At 52.4% G+C, this 18,521-nt stretch carries 21 protein-coding genes, 1 other RNA gene and 1 pseudogene; 11 read left to right on the top strand and 12 right to left on the bottom strand.

The genetic code is table 11. The features are described from left to right. Positions 1-428 precede the first annotated feature (428 nt). From tomB to N7E69_RS14335, 4 genes are all read left to right on the top strand, one after another. Positions 429-803 carry an Hha toxicity modulator TomB gene (gene tomB / locus N7E69_RS14350; RefSeq protein WP_000344807.1) on the top strand — a complete coding sequence of 125 codons (375 nt, stop codon included), beginning with the start codon at positions 429-431 and terminating at the stop codon, positions 801-803. A 27-nt stretch (positions 804-830) separates the two neighbouring features. Beyond that, on the top strand, positions 831-1,049 hold the full coding sequence (locus N7E69_RS14345; RefSeq protein ID WP_001280991.1) for an HHA domain-containing protein: 219 nt from the start codon (positions 831-833) through the stop codon (positions 1,047-1,049). A gap of 178 nt (positions 1,050-1,227) precedes the next feature. Then, the gene (gene maa, locus N7E69_RS14340) at positions 1,228-1,779 is read left to right on the top strand and encodes a maltose O-acetyltransferase (RefSeq protein ID WP_001278787.1); all 552 of its coding nucleotides are present in this window, start codon (positions 1,228-1,230) and stop codon (positions 1,777-1,779) included. Positions 1,780-1,896: 117 nt separating this feature from the next. After that, entirely contained in the window at positions 1,897-2,367 is a 471-nt protein-coding gene (locus N7E69_RS14335; RefSeq protein ID WP_000136183.1) for a YlaC family protein, read from the top strand. A gap of 55 nt (positions 2,368-2,422) precedes the next feature. On the opposite strand, the gene ykgO is transcribed toward N7E69_RS14335, so the two are convergent. Together ykgO and N7E69_RS14325 are read right to left on the bottom strand one after the other, a co-directional pair. Beyond that, the gene (gene ykgO / locus N7E69_RS14330; RefSeq protein WP_001197749.1) at positions 2,423-2,563 is read right to left on the bottom strand and encodes a type B 50S ribosomal protein L36; all 141 of its coding nucleotides are present in this window, start codon (positions 2,561-2,563) and stop codon (positions 2,423-2,425) included. 5 nt (positions 2,564-2,568) lie between these two features. Beyond that, a complete protein-coding gene (locus N7E69_RS14325) occupies positions 2,569-2,829 on the bottom strand; it encodes a type B 50S ribosomal protein L31 (RefSeq protein WP_000801415.1) in 261 nt (86 codons plus the stop codon). A gap of 224 nt (positions 2,830-3,053) precedes the next feature. On the opposite strand from N7E69_RS14325, the gene N7E69_RS14320 reads away from it, so the two are divergent. Next, positions 3,054-4,604 carry an EAL domain-containing protein gene (locus N7E69_RS14320; protein WP_000213140.1) on the top strand — a complete coding sequence of 517 codons (1,551 nt, stop codon included), beginning with the start codon at positions 3,054-3,056 and terminating at the stop codon, positions 4,602-4,604. A gap of 49 nt (positions 4,605-4,653) precedes the next feature. Here the strand turns inward: N7E69_RS14320 and ffs are convergent. Continuing rightward, an RNA gene (gene ffs, locus N7E69_RS14315) (signal recognition particle sRNA small type) lies at positions 4,654-4,750 on the bottom strand. An 84-nt stretch (positions 4,751-4,834) separates the two neighbouring features. Between ffs and N7E69_RS14310 the strand changes: the two genes are divergently transcribed. After that, entirely contained in the window at positions 4,835-5,224 is a 390-nt protein-coding gene (locus N7E69_RS14310) for an MGMT family protein (protein WP_000961287.1), read from the top strand. 32 nt (positions 5,225-5,256) lie between these two features. On the opposite strand, the gene N7E69_RS14305 is transcribed toward N7E69_RS14310, so the two are convergent. Then, positions 5,257-5,826, bottom strand: coding sequence for a YbaY family lipoprotein (locus N7E69_RS14305; protein WP_000779802.1), 570 nt, complete (start codon positions 5,824-5,826; stop codon positions 5,257-5,259). Between the two features lie 214 nt (positions 5,827-6,040). On the opposite strand from N7E69_RS14305, the gene tesB reads away from it, so the two are divergent. Continuing rightward, complete coding sequence (tesB, locus tag N7E69_RS14300) at positions 6,041-6,901, top strand: acyl-CoA thioesterase II (RefSeq protein ID WP_000084176.1); 861 nt, start codon at positions 6,041-6,043, stop codon at positions 6,899-6,901. A gap of 99 nt (positions 6,902-7,000) precedes the next feature. On the opposite strand, the gene amtB is transcribed toward tesB, so the two are convergent. After that, positions 7,001-8,287: an ammonium transporter AmtB gene (amtB, locus tag N7E69_RS14295; protein ID WP_000684917.1), complete on the bottom strand. Its 1,287-nt coding sequence runs from the start codon at positions 8,285-8,287 to the stop codon at positions 7,001-7,003. A gap of 31 nt (positions 8,288-8,318) precedes the next feature. After that, on the bottom strand, positions 8,319-8,657 hold the full coding sequence (glnK, locus tag N7E69_RS14290; RefSeq protein WP_000780341.1) for a P-II family nitrogen regulator: 339 nt from the start codon (positions 8,655-8,657) through the stop codon (positions 8,319-8,321). 55 nt (positions 8,658-8,712) lie between these two features. Here glnK and N7E69_RS14285 point away from each other — a divergent pair, with 55 nt between their 5' ends. Further along, on the top strand, positions 8,713-8,838 hold the full coding sequence (locus tag N7E69_RS14285) for a hypothetical protein (protein ID WP_016712120.1): 126 nt from the start codon (positions 8,713-8,715) through the stop codon (positions 8,836-8,838). Between the two features lie 31 nt (positions 8,839-8,869). On the opposite strand, the gene N7E69_RS14280 is transcribed toward N7E69_RS14285, so the two are convergent. Genes N7E69_RS14280 through decR form a run of 3 tightly spaced genes read right to left on the bottom strand, consistent with a single transcriptional unit; the run spans position 8,870 to position 12,915 of the window. Then, positions 8,870-10,651 carry a SmdB family multidrug efflux ABC transporter permease/ATP-binding protein gene (locus N7E69_RS14280; protein WP_001256083.1) on the bottom strand — a complete coding sequence of 594 codons (1,782 nt, stop codon included), beginning with the start codon at positions 10,649-10,651 and terminating at the stop codon, positions 8,870-8,872. Continuing rightward, positions 10,644-12,416: a SmdA family multidrug ABC transporter permease/ATP-binding protein gene (locus N7E69_RS14275; RefSeq protein WP_001235567.1), complete on the bottom strand. Its 1,773-nt coding sequence runs from the start codon at positions 12,414-12,416 to the stop codon at positions 10,644-10,646. Before N7E69_RS14275 ends, N7E69_RS14280 begins: the two co-directional genes overlap by 8 nt. Positions 12,417-12,456: 40 nt before the next feature. After that, positions 12,457-12,915 (bottom strand): DNA-binding transcriptional regulator DecR, encoded by a 459-nt coding sequence (gene decR / locus N7E69_RS14270; RefSeq protein ID WP_000884593.1) that lies wholly within the window; start codon positions 12,913-12,915, stop codon positions 12,457-12,459. A gap of 112 nt (positions 12,916-13,027) precedes the next feature. Here decR and cdsH point away from each other — a divergent pair, with 112 nt between their 5' ends. Next, positions 13,028-14,083 (top strand): cysteine desulfhydrase, encoded by a 1,056-nt coding sequence (gene cdsH / locus N7E69_RS14265; RefSeq protein WP_000987849.1) that lies wholly within the window; start codon positions 13,028-13,030, stop codon positions 14,081-14,083. Positions 14,084-14,132: 49 nt separating this feature from the next. Here cdsH and cof read toward each other — a convergent pair whose 3' ends face one another. Then, positions 14,133-14,951 (bottom strand): HMP-PP phosphatase, encoded by an 819-nt coding sequence (cof, locus tag N7E69_RS14260; RefSeq protein WP_000113030.1) that lies wholly within the window; start codon positions 14,949-14,951, stop codon positions 14,133-14,135. A 100-nt stretch (positions 14,952-15,051) separates the two neighbouring features. Here cof and N7E69_RS14255 point away from each other — a divergent pair. Together N7E69_RS14255 and queC are read left to right on the top strand one after the other, a co-directional pair. Next, positions 15,052-16,752 (top strand): annotated as a pseudogene (locus tag N7E69_RS14255) (SgrR family transcriptional regulator). A gap of 64 nt (positions 16,753-16,816) precedes the next feature. Continuing rightward, positions 16,817-17,512 carry a 7-cyano-7-deazaguanine synthase QueC gene (gene queC, locus N7E69_RS14250; protein WP_000817201.1) on the top strand — a complete coding sequence of 232 codons (696 nt, stop codon included), beginning with the start codon at positions 16,817-16,819 and terminating at the stop codon, positions 17,510-17,512. Positions 17,513-17,617: 105 nt separating this feature from the next. On the opposite strand, the gene fadM is transcribed toward queC, so the two are convergent. Further along, complete coding sequence (fadM, locus tag N7E69_RS14245; protein ID WP_001194543.1) at positions 17,618-18,016, bottom strand: long-chain acyl-CoA thioesterase FadM; 399 nt, start codon at positions 18,014-18,016, stop codon at positions 17,618-17,620. A gap of 103 nt (positions 18,017-18,119) precedes the next feature. Then, on the bottom strand, positions 18,120-18,494 hold the full coding sequence (locus N7E69_RS14240; RefSeq protein WP_000680322.1) for a helix-hairpin-helix domain-containing protein: 375 nt from the start codon (positions 18,492-18,494) through the stop codon (positions 18,120-18,122). Between the last annotated feature and the right edge of the window lie 27 nt (positions 18,495-18,521).

The raw sequence follows: 18,521 nt of genomic DNA, 5'->3' as shown, positions 1-18,521 counted from the left end.
GTTAGATTGATTATTTTTTGCCATATTAATAAAAGGTATAATCCTTACTGCGTTAAAGGCTTTTCTTAGGAAAGTTGGCCATTTCTTAATTCAGCCATTAATTAAGAAATATTAAGAATATTCCTGGCTATTTTCTCCTGTCAGAGTCTATTGTTTTAGCCTGAAAAGCTAAAAAACGTTAACCCAATGATTACACAAACAATAAAACTGGTTCCTTTTTAGGCGACCGACGATCACTGTTAAAATTCGAAAAAGTATGGCAACACGCGGCTTTCACGCAATTGTAATTTTTCGTAATATGACGATGAAAAGTTTTTTAGAGTAGATTATAGTTAAATCATAAGGTGACGTGGGAAGTACCAGGTTAGTTAGTTGTATCCATCCCGAAGGTGTTCGGTTAGTTTAAGCCACTAAAAAGGGGATGCATTATGGACGAATACTCACCCAAAAGACATGATATAGCACAGCTTAAATTTCTTTGCGAAACCCTGTATCATGACTGTCTTGCAAACCTTGAAGAAAGCAACCATGGCTGGGTTAATGACCCGACCTCAGCAGTCAACCTGCAGCTCAATGAGCTGATAGAGCATATTGCAACTTTCGCGCTTAATTATAAAATTAAGTACAATGAAGACAATAAATTGATTGCGCAGATAGATGAATACCTGGACGACACCTTTATGTTGTTCAGCAGCTATGGTATTAATACGCAGGATTTGCAAAAATGGCGTAAATCGGGCAACCGCCTGTTCCGTTGTTTCGTCAACGCCACCAGGGCCAATCCTGTTAGTTTGTCTTGTTAAAAATTATTACAATCATAGGTAGAATTTATGTCTGATAAACCATTAACTAAAACTGATTATTTGATGCGTTTACGGCGCTGTCAGACAATTGACACTCTGGAGCGCGTCATTGAGAAAAATAAATATGAATTGTCCGACAATGAGCTGGCTGTATTTTACTCAGCTGCGGATCACCGTCTTGCAGAATTGACGATGAACAAACTCTACGACAAGATCCCCTCTTCAGTATGGAAATTCATTCGTTAATCACGCTACATTACTTTTTAGAGAACACGCAGGTGTTATCTGCCTCCTCGTTCTGGCTAATAACACAACGGGCTATTATAGAACAGTGATATAGATCACATAGCAATAGCAGGGAACGTTCCCTCTAATACTTTATTATTGCTTCTATTGCGATAATATCCACCAAGGGGAGCGCGCGATGAGTGACGAAAAACAAAAAATGATCGCTGGGGCACTGTATTGCCCGACCGATGAAACTTTATGCCAGGATCGACTGCGGGCGCGTCAACTCATCCATCAATACAATTATACTACGCCTGATGAAATAAATAAGCGTCAGGCGATTTTATGCGACCTGTTGGGTCGATGCGAAGACGCCTATATTGAACCTTCCTTCCGTTGCGACTACGGCTATAATATTTTTCTTGGTCACTCCTTTTACGCTAACTTCGACTGCGTCATGCTTGATGTTTGCCCTATTCATATTGGCGATAATTGTATGCTCGCGCCAGGGGGACATATCTATACCGCCACGCACCCGCTGGACGCCGTCGAACGCAACAGCGGCAGAGAATTAGGTAAACCCGTCACTATCGGAAATAACGTCTGGATAGGCGGACGAGCCGTCGTTAATCCTGGCGTAACCATCGGCGATAACGTCGTCGTCGCTTCAGGCGCTGTGGTGACAAAAAACGTACCGCCAGACGTCGTGGTAGGCGGAAATCCGGCGCGAATCATTAAAAAATTGTAGTTCAAATGATAACTGTTATGCTAACTCGTGGTTAATCTGTTACTTTTTTCACGTTACACCTCCCTTTAAAATGGGCTGTTACTACCCCCTATGTCGCAGAAATCATGAAGGCAAAAGATGACAGAGATACAGCGCCTGCTTAGCGAAACTATTGATGACTTAAACGTCCGTGAAAAACGCGATAACAGGCCGCGTTTTAGTATCAGTTTTATCCGCAAGCATCCTGGGTTATTTATCGCGATGTATGCAGCCTGGTTTGCGACGCTGGCGGTCATGCTGCAATCAGAAACGCTGGTGGGGTCAGTGTGGCTGTTAGTGGTGTTATTTATCGCATTTAATGGCTTCTTCTTTTTCGACATCGCCCCGCGTTATCACTATAACGACATCGATGTGCTGGACCTCCGGGTCTGTTACAACGGCGAATGGTACAACACCCGCTTTGTTCCCCCCACGCTCATTGAGACGATTCTTCAGTCTCCACAGGTGGATAATGAACATAAAGTCCAGCTGCAAAAAATGGTTGCCCGTAAGGGCGAACTTTCCTTCTACGATATTTTTACGCTGGCCCGCGCAGAAGCCAGCCGGTAATAAAAAAGTGCGCACCCTCCCTGGTACGCACTGCTTTCCCTGAACCGTTGGTTTTTTAACGTCTTTTTTTACGCCCCTGAACCGCCTTAAAACGCGGATTTGTTTTACAAATCACGTATAAGCGTCCTTTGCGTTTGACTATCTGGCAATCCGGATGCCGTTGTTTTGCATTGCGAAGTGAGTTTAACACCTGCATTTCATTTACCCCCGTTTAGCGCCGATAAAATGACCAAAACGTTTCTGGAAGCGTGCGGCGCTACTTTCGCTATCAAACGTTTTCTGTCTACCGGTATAAAAAGGATGCGATTTTGATGACACATCAATAGTGACATACGGATATGTCACGCCGTCCAGTTCGATTTCACGTTCAGTTTTGATAGTTGATCCCACTTTCACATATTCATTTGCGCTGGTGTCGTGAAATACGACGGTGCGGTATACAGGATGAATATCAGGTTTCATTGCGCCCTCTCAATTATGTTATAACATAACAATAAAATACGCTATCAATGCTCCTTTTTCAACCGGTAAACATTCACGATCTCTTCCTGGCGGCAAAAGCAACGTGGCGTAACGCGTTAGTCTGGCCCCTGTATCTGTAAAATCGATAAAATAGCTTTATCATTCAAGGGCGCGATTTACGATCGGATATACTTTCTCTACGCTGTGTTTATAAGGACATCACTGTGACAACACGACATCTGGTCAGCCTGGTAACGGGAGTGCTTATCCTGTCTGTCCTTTTCCCGATAGGATTGAGCCTGTGGCTGGCGCACCGTCAAGTTGAAAAAAGGTTTAACGAAGAGCTGGATATCTTCTCGTCCCGGGTGGCGCTACGTACAGAAAGGGTCAGTGACCAGGCAAAAGCCGCGTTAACGCATATTGCCTCCTTTAAAGGCGAGCCCTGCAGCAGCGCCCATTTACTCGCCATGCGCCGCGTGTCTTATAGCTTTCGGTATGTCCAGGAAGTTCTGTATCTTAAAAATTCGATTCCCGTTTGCTCCTCACTTGAAAAAGAGAGCCATATTCCCGCTTTCCCTCCGCCCATGAAAATCACTCGCGACGGTTATCGCGCCTGGTTTACGGCGCAAAACGATCTGGGTATAAAACGCTATATGGCGGCACTCGGGAGCGACAGCTATATCGTGATGATCGACCCGGCGTCCTTTATCGATGTGATTCCGTTTGGCGCATGGCCGATTGACGTCGCTATTATTGGCCGGGAACGCAATACTGTGGTTGCCAGCAGCGGTAACCTTGACCCCGCTATTCTTCCGCTCATTCACCATGAGACGCCCCTGCGGCTGGAAAACCGAGGCATTCAGTATGCTATCCACCCCTTTCCGGAAATGGGCATTACTATCGTAAGCTGGGCACCGACCGCTCCGCTGGAAAGGAGCTGGTATCGACAGGCGTTTATCTGGCTACCGGCGGGCATCGTAACGGGTCTGCTGGCCGCGGCCTTTATTCTGCGTATTTTGCGTCGGCTACAGTCGCCCCGCCACCGTCTCCAGGATGCGATAGACAATCGCGAAATTAACGTACACTATCAGCCTATTGTCTCCCTGAGCAGCGGAAAAATTGTCGGTGCCGAAGCCTTAGCTCGCTGGCAACAGGCGGACGGCACTTTCCTTTCGCCGGAAATTTTTATCGCGCTGGCTGAACAAACCGGGCTCACGGAGCCGCTAACCCGGCTAATCATCGACACCGTTTTTGAAGACATGGGGAGTTGGTTAAAGTCCCATCCCGAACAACATATTTCAATCAATCTTGAGGCATCCGATCTGGCGTCGGAAACGTTGCCGACGCTGTTAAGCACGCTGCTGAACCGTAGCCAAATTTCTCCGTCGCAAATCGCGCTTGAGTTAACGGAACGCGAGTTCGCCGATCCGAAAACCAGCGCGCCAATTGTCGCCAGATACCGTAACGCGGGACATTCAATTTATATTGATGACTTTGGCACCGGCTATTCCAGCCTCAGCTACTTACAAAATCTGGATGTGGATGTCCTTAAAATTGATAAATCTTTTGTCGATGCGCTGGAATATAAAAACGTCACGCCGCATATTATTGAAATGGCGAAAACGCTCAAACTTAAGATGGTCGCAGAAGGCATCGAAACGACCAGGCAAGAACAGTGGCTACGCCAGCATGGCGTACATTATGGTCAGGGCTGGTTATACAGTAAGCCCCTACCCGCTACGGCATTTATTCTTTGGGCGGAACAGCGGCTATAACGTCGCACAGCAGAAAAGAACAGTGTGGAGAGGCACAAATGGGTGGGGGCCCTGCCAGCTACATCCCGGCACACGCGTCATCTGCCTTGGCTGCTTCCTTCCGGACCTGACCTGGTAAACAGAGTAGCGTTGCGGGAGAACCAACAGAGCCCCCATTGAGAGCGTTGTGAACCAACGCGCAGGCGCATTATCACTGCTATATCGTGCAATTGCAACCCATCAGGCATCGGATGCTGGTTTCTTGCGCATCCGGGCTTTCCTCCCCCCTTATTCCAGATTATCCTGAAGCATTAACGCAGGATTCTATTATGGATATTCAGGACACATTTCCTCAACGCGTCTGGCAAATCGTCGCTTCGATCCCGGAAGGGTTTGTCACGACCTACGGCGATGTCGCCCGGCTTGCCGGTTCCCCTCGGGCAGCGCGTCAGGTCGGCGGAGTTTTAAAACGTCTGCCGGAAGGCAGCACTTTACCATGGCATCGGGTGGTGAACCGCCAGGGCGCAATATCACTTACCGGGCCGGATCTACAGCGGCAACGTCAGGCATTACTGGCGGAAGGCGTAGTGGTGTCGGGAAGCGGACAAATCGATTTACAACGCTATCGCTGGGTGTATTAACCCTCTCCGTAACGGAGAGGGTTGGCGCAGGATTAATACTGGGTAGGCGCAGGAACGGCAGAAGACGGATTGACCTGGGTCGGCGAAGTCGATGGAACCGTCGTCGTCGCACCACCGCTGGCCTGCACAGGCACCGCCGTTTGCTGTACCGGTACCAGCGTCAGATCCGCTTTAGTGCCGCCATTGTTAATCACCGGTTTCACGCTATCGGTAATAAATACCAGCTTATTGTCAACGGTGATGGCCGCGCTCAGGAGAATACGCGCGTTAGGTTGAATATCTGATGGGTTAAACGGCAACACAAAACTGAAAGGCGCCTGTTTACCTTCGGTACGTACCGCTTTTTGCGACAGCACCTTAGACGGCGCATCAGCCAGCGAAGCATCTGAAAGCGTCACGGTCAGCACCGCATCTGGCGGCAGAGCGACCTTCTGGCGGATCCAGACGGTACCGGAAACATTGGGTTGCTGAATAGTAGACTGGTTAGCTGTAATCGACATGTTAGGGTTTGGCGCAGGCGTCTGGATATCAGCGCTTTTATCAGCGCAGGCCGCCAGAGATATCGCAACCGCTAAACCACTTACGATGTGCACGAGTTTCATTCAATTCTCCTTATCATCAATGCACCAGCAGGCCTTTCCCCCCGCCGGAAGAGTGGTTAACAGAAACATAACGTGATTAAGTGTGGCACATGTCACTCATTTTTGCCTGGAATTGGTCTGTTATTCAGACTTTTGTACCCATCGGACCACTTGCAAAATTGCGTTATACTCTGCCCTACCTCGCTTCGGCATCGTTGTCACCTGGAGAGTATGTATGAGTCAGACACTGAATAATTTGCTGACATTATTGAATCTGGAAAAAATTGAAGAAGGACTCTTTCGGGGCCAAAGTGAAGACTTAGGGCTGCGCCAGGTATTTGGCGGTCAGGTGGTGGGCCAGGCGCTCTATGCCGCCAAAGAAACGGTGCCGGAAGCGCGACTGGTGCATTCATTCCACAGTTATTTTCTGCGGCCAGGCGATAGCCAAAAACCCATTATCTATGACGTAGAAGTGCTGCGCGATGGGAATAGCTTCAGCGCCCGCCGCGTTGCCGCAATTCAGAACGGGAAACCCATCTTTTACATGACCGCCTCATTCCAGGCGCCGGAACCGGGTTTTGAACATCAAAAAACCATGCCGACAGCAGTCGGGCCGGAAGGACTACCGTCAGAAACGGAAATCGCGCAATCGCTGGCGCATTTACTGCCGCCGATTCTGAAAGAAAAGTTTCTCTGCGATCGCCCGCTGGAAATTCGTCCCGTCGAATTTCACAATCCGTTGAAAGGTCACGTCGCCGCGCCTGTGCGTCAGGTATGGATTCGCGCCAACGGCACCGTTCCGGATGACATTCGCGTCCATCAATATTTACTGGGATACGCCTCGGATCTGAATTTCCTTCCCGTCGCGCTTCAGCCTCACGGCATCGGTTTTCTGGAAAAGGGCATTCAGATCGCCACGATCGATCACTCTATGTGGTTCCATCGTCCGTTCAATTTTAATGAATGGCTACTTTATAGCGTGGAGAGCACTTCCGCCTCCAGCGCCCGGGGCTTTGTTCGCGGCGAGTTTTATACTCAGGATGGCGCGCTGGTCGCTTCAACCGTGCAGGAAGGGGTAATGCGCAATCACAATTAAAAAACGTGCCGCTATGCGGCGTTAATGGCCCGATGACGCTGCGCTTATCCGGCCTACGGTAGACTGGGTAAGCGCAGCGCCATCAGGCATGTTGCGCAATCACGCGTTATACGCATTCTCGCCGTGACTGTTCACATCCAGCCCCTCGCGCTCCTGCTCTTCCGGTACACGCAGTCCAACAAGGATATCCGCCAGTTTGTAACCAACAAACGCGACAACGCCGGACCAGACGACCGTAATAGCAATACTTTCCAGCTGTACCATCACCTGATGTCCCATCGTAACGCCGTCGACAAAGCCGACGCCGCCCAGCGAACTGGCGGCAAAAACGCCGGTCAGGATACAGCCGACTATTCCGCAAACGCCGTGAACGCCAAATACGTCGCACGGATCATCTACCCGTAACAGACGTTTAAGCATGGTGACTCCCCACAATCCCGCCAGACCCGCAATAACGCCGATAACCAGCGCGCCGCCAACGCCAACATAGCCACAGGCTGGCGTCACGCCGACCAGACCGGCAATCGCGCCGGAACACGCCCCCAGCAGGGAAGGCTTACCGCGTAGCGTCCACTCGCCGATAATCCACCCCAGAATCGCGGCGGCGGTCGCCACCACGGTGTTCACAAAGGCCAGCGCTGCTATCTCGTTTGCGCTACCCGCAGAACCCGCGTTAAACCCAAACCAGCCGATATACAGAATCGCAGTACCGGTAAAGACCATCGGCAGGTTATGGGGTTTAAATGCTTCTTTCCCAAAGCCGACGCGTTTGCCAATTAAATAAGCCCCCACCAGCCCGGCGATAGCGGCGTTAATATGCACCACCGTACCACCGGCAAAATCCAGCGCGCCGTGAGCAGCCAGCAGGCCGCCGCCCCACACCATGTGCGCAATCGGGATATAAGAGAGCGTGAACCACACCACGACAAAAATCAGCACCGCCGAAAAACGAATACGCTCCGCCAGCGCGCCGACAATCAGCCCGACGGTAATACAGGCGAAAGATCCCTGAAACGCGACATGAATATACTGATAAATCGTCCCCGTTACCGCCGTCAACGCGATATTCTTCAACATCGCCCCATCGGTATTACCGAAGAAATGATTCCCTTCGCCAAAAGCCAGCGAATAGCCGTACACCACCCATAAAATACAGACCAGCGCAAAGGTGACGGTCACTTGCGTTAACATTGACAACACGTTCTTGGCGCGAATTAATCCGCCGTAAAACAGCGCGATACCCGGTATCGTCATGAACAGCACCAGCGCGGTGCAAATCATCATAAAAGCACTATCCGCTTTATCGGCAACCGCCGGCGCGGCTATCGTTAGCCCAGGCAGCAGCGCCAGTGAAGCCAGTGTGGTTTTTATCATCGCTATCTTCATTTTTTCATTTCCTGTTGCTGTGTGGCGGGTCTTACAGCGCTGCTTCGTCAGCTTCGCCGGTACGAATCCGAATAACGCGCATGAGCTCCGCGACGAAAATTTTGCCGTCGCCAATTTTTCCGGTGTAAGCCGCTTTACTGATGATATCGATCACCTCTTCCAGTTGGTCGTCGGCGATAGCCACATCAATTTTGACCTTCGGCAGGAAATTCACGCTGTACTCCGCGCCGCGATACAGTTCGGCGTGTCCTTTCTGACGGCCAAACCCTTTCACTTCGGTGACGGTCAGTCCCTGAATGCCAATGGAAGAAAGCGCCTCCCGCACGTCCTCCAGCTTGAACGGTTTGATAATCACGGTAACCAGCTTCATAGAACCCTCCAGTCAGAATTAGGTAACGGCTGCCGCCGCGCATGGACTCTTCAGAATGGATATTGCAAAGGATGTGCCAGAAGCTGGCGAGCGAGGAAAAGCGCAGTTAGCGGCGCGTCTTTATATTGACGCGCCCCAAAATCGAAGCAGGGAAAGAAAAACGCACCACGACGGTGCATAATGGGCGAGGCTTTGCCCTGTGGTGCCAAACCTTATGCCGCAGGGCCGGGTTCTTCGTGTACGCTGGCGGCTAACTCCTCGCCAACTAACTGTAATTGATACATTTGCCAGTAGCGCCCTTGCGCCGCCAGCAATTGTTGATGCGTCCCGCGCTCCACCGCCTGGCCGCGATGGAGAACCAGAATGGTATCCGCCTCCACGATTGTCGATAGCCGATGGGCAATAACCACCAACGTGGTGCGCTCGCGAATCGCCGCCAGCGCCTGCTGTATCGCCTGCTCAGTGCCGGAATCGATGCTGGCCGTCGCTTCATCAAGAATTAATATTTGCGGGGCGTCAACCAGCACGCGCGCCAGCGCCAATAGCTGTTTTTGCCCGACGGACAGCGTATTTCCCTGCTCGCCGAGATGCGTATGCAGCCCGTCGCTCAGGCCGCGCGCCAGATCTGCCAGTTGTACCGTTTCCAGCGCCTGCCACACCTGCGCCTCGGAGACATCGCGCCCCAGCGTCACATTAGCCAGAAAGGTATCCGCCATCACTACCGGGTCCTGTTGAACCATCGCCACGCCCTGGCGTAAAACGCGATGATTAAGAGAGGCGATTTCTCGCCCATCCAGCCGAATTTCGCCTTGTGTCAGGGGGTAATACCCCATTAATAAGCTGGCGAGCGTGCTCTTCCCGCTGCCGGTGTGCCCCACCAGCGCCACAAAGCTACGGGACGGTACTGATAGCGTAATGTCCTGTAAAACAAGATTATCGTCGCGGTAAGCAAACGACAGATGATCAATATCAATCGCCCCGCTTTGTAACGGCCTGTCGTCGCTGCCATAGCGCTGGCGCGGGCGATCCATCAGTTCAAAAACACGCTCTCCCGCCACAACCGCCTGCTGTAGCATGGATTGCTGGGTGGTCAGTTCAATGAGCGGCTCGTTCAGACGTGACAAATAGCTAATGAACGCATACAGCACCCCGACCTCAATCGTGCCGGCAGACGTAAAGCTGAAAAGCATCAACAAACCGCATAAAATGAGCGCGGAAAAGAGGCTAAGCAGCGGACGCAATAAAAAGCCGTCCAAGCGCAGCGTCTGCATCCGCGCCATGTAGTGCGAGCGGCTGGCCTCGCCCATGCGTTCGCCGAAGCGCGCCTGCTGGCGAAACTGCTGGATTACGCTCATCCCATTGATGATTTCGTTAAAGCCGTCGTTAATATCCGCCAGGTATGCCCGCACGCGGCGTACAATCGGCGTGCTGTAGCGCTGATAAATGACCATCACGGTCAATACCGCCGGAAAAATCAAAACCGCCACCAGCGCCATCCGCCAGTCAAGGCTGAACATAGCGACCAGCATGGCGCCGATCAACGCCGCGCTACGTAATACCGTTGCGACGACCGTGACGTACAGATCGCGGATGACTTCCGTATCGTTGGTCACGCGTGAAATTAATTGTCCGACAGGCTGCGTGTCGAAGGCGCTTAGCGGCTGACGCAAGGCGGCATCCATGACGTCCGTGCGCAAGGACTGAACCACGCCAACGGCCGCCCGGTTAAATAATAAAGACTGGGCGTAATGGAGACCCGCCGCCAGAAACTGTAGCCCCACATAGGCGGCCGCCAGCCCCGCGACCTTGCCCAACGGTAAATGGTGGCGGGCCACCATGTTATCAATGAAATAGCTGATCAGCAGCGGACCGCTAACCTCCGCCGCCGCCGCAATCCACAGCATCATCACCGCGACAGAGAGCGGTTTTCGCCATGGCGAGCCATACGCCAGCAACCGTTTCAGCGTCGGCCATAGCTGTCCAAAACTACGCACTCACCGCCTCCTCGCCGCGTTCCGGCGCGTCATCCAGAGCGGCCTCCAGTTGCTGATAGCGATACATATCGCGATACCAGCCAATCTGCTGCGCCAGTTGATCGTGATCGCCGCGCTGAACAACATGGCCATGTTGCATAACGATAATTTCATTGGCGTCGGTCAGCGCGGATAAACGATGCGCGCTGATGATGACCGTACGCCCTTCGCCCCACTGGCGCAAATTATGCAAAATCTGATGCTCCGTGCGGCCATCTACTGCAGAAAGCGCATCATCGAGAAGCAGAATTTCCGCATTTAACAGTAGCGCTCTGGCAATCGAGATACGCTGTTTTTGCCCTCCCGATAACATGACGCCACGTTCACCTACCTGCGTGTCGTAGCCCTGAGGCAAACGGAGAATATCCTCATGTACGCTGGCTAAACGCGCCACCTGTTCAATCTCCTCCTGAGTCGCCTCCGGGCGTCCGAGCGCAATATTATTGGCAATAGAGTCCGAGAACAAAAACGGCGTCTGGCTGACGACCGCCAGTCGGCTACGCCAGCTATCCAGCTGCAGATGCGTCAACGGCACGTCATGGAAACGGATCTCTCCCTGCGTCACATCAAAATGGCGCTGGATAAGCGACAATATTGTGCTTTTCCCCGCGCCGGTCGGACCGCATATCCCCAGCATCTGACCCGGTTTAAGACGAAAGTTCACATTCTCCAGCGCCGGATGCGTCGTTTGCGGATAGCAAAACTCACGAATGGCCGCCGTCAGTTCGCCGCGCCCCGCCGGGACCGGCTCTTCGCCATCCTTAACTACCGGCGCTTCCGCCAGCATGGCGCGGATGCGGCTGTAAGCGGCGCTCCCCCGCTCCACGATATTAAACATCCAGGCCAGCGCCAGCATCGGCCAAATCATCAACCCCAGATACATCATAAAGCTGGTGAGTTCGCCCAGCGTCAGGCTGCCGTTAACCACCATCCAGCTTCCGCCGCTAATCGCGAGCAGGTTCGCCATGCCAATGGCGATGTAAATGGTTGGATCAAAACGCGCGTCAATACGCGCCACGCGCATATTTTTCTTGCCGGTATCTTCGGCATCCGCCGCAAACAGCGAAGACTGGCGGTCCTCCAGACCAAACGCTTTGATCATACGGATGCTGGTCAGACTCTCCTGCGTGCGGTCGTTCAGGCTGGAGAAGGCGGCCTGCGCCAGTTTGAAATAGTCATGCAGCCGATCGCCGTAACGTTTGATCATCAGCGCCATAATCGGCATCGGCAACAGCGCTAATAGCGTTAGCTGCCAGCTAATTTGCGTCGACATGACAATCAGTACCGCGCAGCCCATTACCAGCGAGTCAACCAGCGTCAGAACGCCCTCGCCCGCCGCAAATACGACGCGATCCACATCATTCGTCGCACGCGCGATAAGATCGCCCGTCCGATGGCGCTGATAAAATTCAGGATGCTGACGACTCAACTGGCGATAATAATCTTCACGCAGTTCAACGGCTAATTGATAAGAAGCGCCAAACAGCAGCACGCGCCAGACATAGCGCAACAAATAGACCACTACGGCGATCAGGGCAATGGTGCCAATCCACATCGCTATTCGGCCTGGAGTAAAATGCTGTGCGGTTACGCCATCCACGACAATCCCCACCACTTTGGGCGGGATCAGCTGAAGCATCGCAATAAGCATAAGCAGGGCCACCGCGCCAAGATAGCGACGCCATTCCCGGCGAAAGTACCAGCTTAATTGAGCAAATAATCGCACGCGTTATTTCCTGATATGATTTCCGGCAATACCGGGAGAATTATTCAATGGGCAGAGAGGTGGTGTACTTAATCTGTTCCATCGCAAAACTGGAGGTGACGTCTGACAGTCCTGGGACGCTATTGACCAGACGTTTATAGAAGTCGTCATACCGCTTCATGTCGGCCACCTGAACTCGCATCAGATAGTCGTATTCCCCCGCCATCCGCCAGAAGCCAAGCACTTCCGGCATCTCAGAGACGACGGTCACGAACCGACAGTACCATTCACTGCTGTGGTGCTGCGTTTTTATCAACACAAAAGCGGTTAATCCCAGCCCCAGTTTTTCCGGGTCCAGCAGCGCGACCCTGCCAAGCAGGATACCGTCATCTTCCAGGCGTTTAAGCCGCTTCCAGCAAGGCGTTGTCGTCAGATTAACGGCATCCGCCAGCGCCTGCAAAGAGAGGGTACAGTCCTGCTGCAATAAGCAAAGCAGTTTACGGTCAATTTTATCTAACATACCCACTCCATAGAGAATATTTTTCTCCTTACATTGTAATTTAAAGGTCAAATAGCAACAATTTTTTCCGTACTTTTCGCTACTCTTGGCACAAAATGATAAATGGATATTAATGATGAGTAGCAATTGGGTTAAAAATGCCATTAATGAAATTAACGCTGACCACCAGCGCTCGGCGGATACGCATCTTATTCGTTTGCCCCTGTCGGCATTTCCAGGTATCCAGCTTTACCTGAAAGACGAAAGCACGCATCCCACCGGTAGCCTCAAGCATCGTCTGGCGCGCTCGCTGTTCCTTTATGGGTTGTGCAATGGCTGGATTAAAGAAGGCACTCCGATTATTGAAGCATCATCAGGCTCAACGGCGATTTCCGAAGCCTGGTTCGCGCGTTTACTGGGACTGCCGTTCATCGCCGTCATGCCCGCCTGTACCGCAAAACGTAAAATCGAACAGATTCAATTTTACGGCGGCCACTGTCATTTTGTGGAGAGCGCCTGCGAAATTTATGCCGCCTCCGAGCGGCTGGCGCATGAACTGAACGGTCACTATATGGACCAGTTTACCTACGCAGAACGAGCTACCGACTGGCGGGGCAACAATAATATTGCCGACAGTATTTTCCGCCAGATGCGCAACGAACCCCATCCGGTACCGCGATTTATCGTCATGAGCGCCGGAACGGGCGGAACCTCTGCGACGATTGGGCGCTATATTCGCTGCCAGGGCTATGATACTCAGCTCATGGTGGTGGATCCGGAAAATTCCGTCTTTTTACCTTACTGGCAGGATCGCGACGCTTCATTACGCAGCCCGGTAGGCAGTAAAATTGAAGGAATTGGTCGTCCGCGAGTAGAGCCTTCTTTTATTCCGGATGTCGTGGATGAGATGCTGCGCGTGCCGGACGCCGCCAGCGTTGCCACCGCACACTGGCTGGAAACGCAGCTAGGCCGTAAAGTCGGCGCCTCTACCGGCACGAATATGTGGGGAGCGCTGCAGCTTGCGGCCCGGATGCGCGAGGCTGGAGAAACCGGCGCTATCGTGACGTTATTGTGCGATAGCGGCGATCGCTATCTGGATACCTATTACCATCCGGCCTGGGTTAGCGACCATATCGGCGATTTGACGCCGTGGTCAGCGGCCATCGCAAAATTACTTACCGGCGACTAGAAACCAAAAAAAAGCCAGACTGAATGTCTGGCTTGCTGGAAGAGATCTCTCATTCGGGGGAATAAGGTAGATGCGGATTGTCCAGCCAATGCGTCAAAAAGTGTGATACCGCTTGATTACCACAATGTCCGATAACCGAAAGGTGTGGCAGCGCGGCGATAAGCTGCGGCATGGCATTGCCCATAATGAGCCCCCGCCCGACGCTGCCCAGCATTTCCCGATCGTTCATCGCGTCGCCAAACGCCATGCAATCTGCCAGTGAAAGCCCTAAATGGTTGCTCAATACCGCCAGCGCCGATCCTTTATTGCACCCCAGCGGTAGCACTTCCAGGCAGTCGACGGCAGAGAAACAGAGGTGCGCGCGTTCTTCCAGCGCCTCATTGAGCTGAATGCGCAAACGGATCAGATCGTCATGATCGCCGCAAAAACAGATCTTCGTCACCTGATGGGCCGGAATACTTTTTATATCGATAACCTGATAACGAAAGCCGCTGTAGACGTGCGCCTGGAGTAGCGCGGGGATCTCCTGGCCTGTAAACCAGCCGTTGTCATTAAACACATGCATACTGGCTCGGGTATCCCAGGCATGGTGCATCACCGTATCGGCAACCTGAGGATCGAGATCCTGACGATGCAGCACGTCGCCTTCCAGCGAGTGAATTCGCGTCCCGTTACCGGTAATAAGATAAGCATCCAGTGAAAGCGTCCCCAGAATATGCCGCATTTCCAGCACATGACGACCCGTAGCGAATGTCAGGGTGATATCGCGTTCGCGCAGACGCGCCAGCGTGGCGATCGTTTCTCTACCCAAATGGTGATCGGGCATTAATAACGTGCCATCCATATCAAATGCTGCCAGACGGGCCATCTCTTTCTCCACACTGTGACGCGGTTAACTTGTTGTTCAGTATTACCTGAGATATACGGAAGTAATAGTGAACAGATAAAAGGAAGTGTTCCGGGTTTCTATGAGGCTACTGAATCGGCTTAATCAATATCAACGCCTCTGGCAGCCTTCCGCCGGGGAAACGCAACATGTCACCGTTAGCGAACTGGCCGAACGCTGTTTTTGTAGCGAGCGCCATCTGCGAACGCTGCTGCGTCAGGCCCAGCAGGCAGGTTGGCTAAGATGGGAGGCGCAGTCCGGGCGCGGGAAACGTGGACGGCTCCAGTTTCTGGTCACGCCGGAATCGCTCCGCACCGCCATGATGGAACAGGCGCTGGAAAAAGGGCAGCAGCTCAACGTACTGGAACTGGCGCAGCTGGCGCCGGGCGAGTTACGGGCGATGCTCCAGCCTTTTATGGGCGGCCAATGGCAAAACGATACGCCGACATTGCGTATTCCCTACTATCGTCCGCTTGATCCGCTGCAGCCGGGTTTCCTGCCAGGCCGCGCGGAACAGCATCTCGCAGGGCAAGTTTTTTCCGGGTTAACGCGCTTCGACCGCGACAGTCAATATCCTTGCGGGGATTTGGCGCATCACTGGGAGGTTTCCGCCGACGGTTTACGCTGGGATTTTTATATTCGCTCCACGCTGCACTGGCATAATGGCGATGCGGTGGATACCGCGCAGCTACACGAACGCCTGGAAAGGCTGCTTACCCTACCCGCGCTAAGCAAATTGTTTATTAGCGTCGCACGGAGCGAAGTAACGCATCCTCAGTGCCTGACCTTTCTCCTTCACCGACCTGATTACTGGCTGGCGCATCGTCTGGCGAGCTATTGTAGCGGTCTGGCGCATCCTGACCTGCCGCTTATCGGCACCGGTCCTTTTCGCCTGGCGTTGTTCACGCCGGAACTGGTGCGTCTGGAAAGTCATGACCATTATCACCTCAGCCATCCGCTGCTGAAAGCGATTGAATTCTGGATCACCCCGCAACTGTTTGCCTAGGATCTGGGCACCAGTTGCCGCCATCCGGTGCAGATTGCCATCGGCAAACCGGAAGAGCTGGCGACGCTGAGTCAGGTAAGTAGTGGTATCAGTCTTGGCTTTTGTTATTTAACCCTCAAAAAGGGCTCACGGCTCAACGTACAGCAGGCGCGGCGTCTGATACATATTATCCATCATACTTCGCTGCTGAAAACCTTACCGGTAGATGAGAACTTGATTATGCCAAGTCAGGGGCTGCTACCCGGCTGGACAATCCCGCAATGGCAGGACGTTGATGAAACGCCATTGCCGAAAAAACTTACCCTGGCGTATCACCTTCCCGTAGAGCTGCATACGATGGCGGAACAGCTTCGACATTACCTGGCGACGCTCGGCTGTGAGTTAACGTTGATTTTTCATAATGCCAAAAACTGGGATAACTGCCCTGCGTTGGCGCAAGCGGATCTGATGATGGGCGACAGGCTGATCGGCGAAGCGCCGGAATATACGCTGGAGCAGTGGCTACGTTGCGATCAGATCTGGTCACATGTCCTGGACGCGCCTGCGTTTTCCCATCTGCAGGCTACGCTTGACGCTCTGCAAATTCAGCCCAATGAAAAAGATCGCCGCGCCGCGCTACAACAAGTTTTTGCTAACCTGATGGATGACGCCACACTTACGCCACTATTTAATTATCACTATCGCATCAGCGCCCCACCGGGCGTTAACGGCGTTCGACTCACCCCTCGCGGCTGGTTTGAATTTAGCGAAGCCTGGCTTCCGCCGCCTTCGCCGTGAAGAAGCTGGTCGGGATTATCCGTACGCGTTACCATATTGGCTTTCGTCATTGATCAGGATAACTATGAAACGCGCCGTTGTTGTATTTAGTGGAGGTCAGGACTCCACCACTTGTCTGGCGCAAGCGCGGCATCAGTATGATGAAGTGCATTGTGTCACGTTTGATTATGGTCAGCGCCACCGCGCAGAGATTGATGTCGCGCGGGCGCTGGCGTTAAAACTTGGCGCACGCGCGCATAAAGTGCTGGATGTCACTTTGCTGAACGAACTGGCGGTCAGCAGCCTGACGCGGGATAGCATTCCGGTGCCGGACTATGAACCGAACGCTGACGGTATCCCCAATACTTTCGTACCGGGACGCAATATTCTCTTTCTGACGCTGGCGGCGATTTACGCTTATCAGGTTAAAGCCGAAGCGGTGATCACTGGCGTTTGCGAGACCGATTTTTCCGGCTATCCAGACTGTCGCGATGAGTTCGTCAAAGCGCTGAATCACGCGGTGAATCTGGGCATGGCGAAAGATATCCGTTTCGAAACGCCCTTAATGTGGATTGATAAAGCTGAAACCTGGGCGCTGGCCGATTATTGGGGCCAACTGGATTTGGTTCGCGAAGAGACGCTGACCTGCTATAACGGCATTAAAGGCGATGGCTGTGGTCATTGCGCGGCCTGTAATCTGCGCGCTAACGGCCTGAATCATTATCTGTCGAATAAAGCGGCGGTGATGGCGGCAATGAAGCAAAAAACCGGGTTAAGGTGATTGTTTTGCCGGATGGCGGCGCATGCACCTTATCCGGCCTGGCGATATTCACCATGGTCAATATCGCCAGGCCGGACAAGTTCAACGCCATCAGACTGCGAAGCGTTATTGCACCATCTGTTCCAGCTTTTCACGCAATTCGCCTTCCAGCGGCAGCGCTTTTTGCGTTTTTAAATCAATACAAACAAACGTGATGAGCGCATCGGCCACCACCTGCCCTTCTGGCTCCAGCGTAATCGTCTGGCTTAATACGCCGCTTTTACCGTTAAGCTGTTGTACCTGGCTGGTCACGGTCAATAGATCGCTCAATACCGCCGGGCGACGGTAATTTATATTGATGTTTACCACCACAAAGGCAATATTGCGGGCCGTCATCCACTGAAAGCTGTCGCTGTTTTCCAGACCATCCCAACGGGCCTCTTCCAGAAACTCCAGATAGCGGGCATTATTAACATGTTGATAAACATCAAGATGATATCCACGAACTTTGATTTGTGTTTGCATAGCGCAATAACCTTACGTTGTTGTTATAAGTAAACGACAAGTACAGAGGTCATAACTGGTATGACCTCTACAGTCTGGCAAATTTTGGCCACTATGCAAGTGATTACAATGTTAAAACTGCCAGATTACGCTCCACCAGCGCGCTTCCCATTCCCGGCACCTGCTTTAAATCATCCACCGTTTTAAAAGGACCATACTCCTCCCGATAGCTCACAATAGCCTGCGCTTTTTTCAGCCCAACGCCGTTCATCACCCGCGCCAGATCCTCCGCAGACGCGGTATTAATGCTCACCCTGGTACCTTCATCATCGCTGGCTTTAGCAGGTAATGCCGCTTTGGCGGAGGATGAAGAAGGCGTATCCGCTTTTGTTTCCACCGCTGCATTTTTTGCGACAGGCGTCGCCGCCAGTGCGCTATGGGCCATGCCCGCGCAGGTTAAAGAAAGTGTAATAAGCAGTGCTTTAATTCCGTGTTTCATACTGTTTTCTCCTTGTTTGTTAACAGT

The sequence above is a fragment of the Salmonella sp. 3C genome (assembly GCF_025426275.1).
Taxonomy (GTDB): domain Bacteria; phylum Pseudomonadota; class Gammaproteobacteria; order Enterobacterales; family Enterobacteriaceae; genus Salmonella; species Salmonella enterica.
Note: the sequence above shows the minus strand (reverse complement) of the source record. Positions and strands in the feature narration are given on the sequence as shown.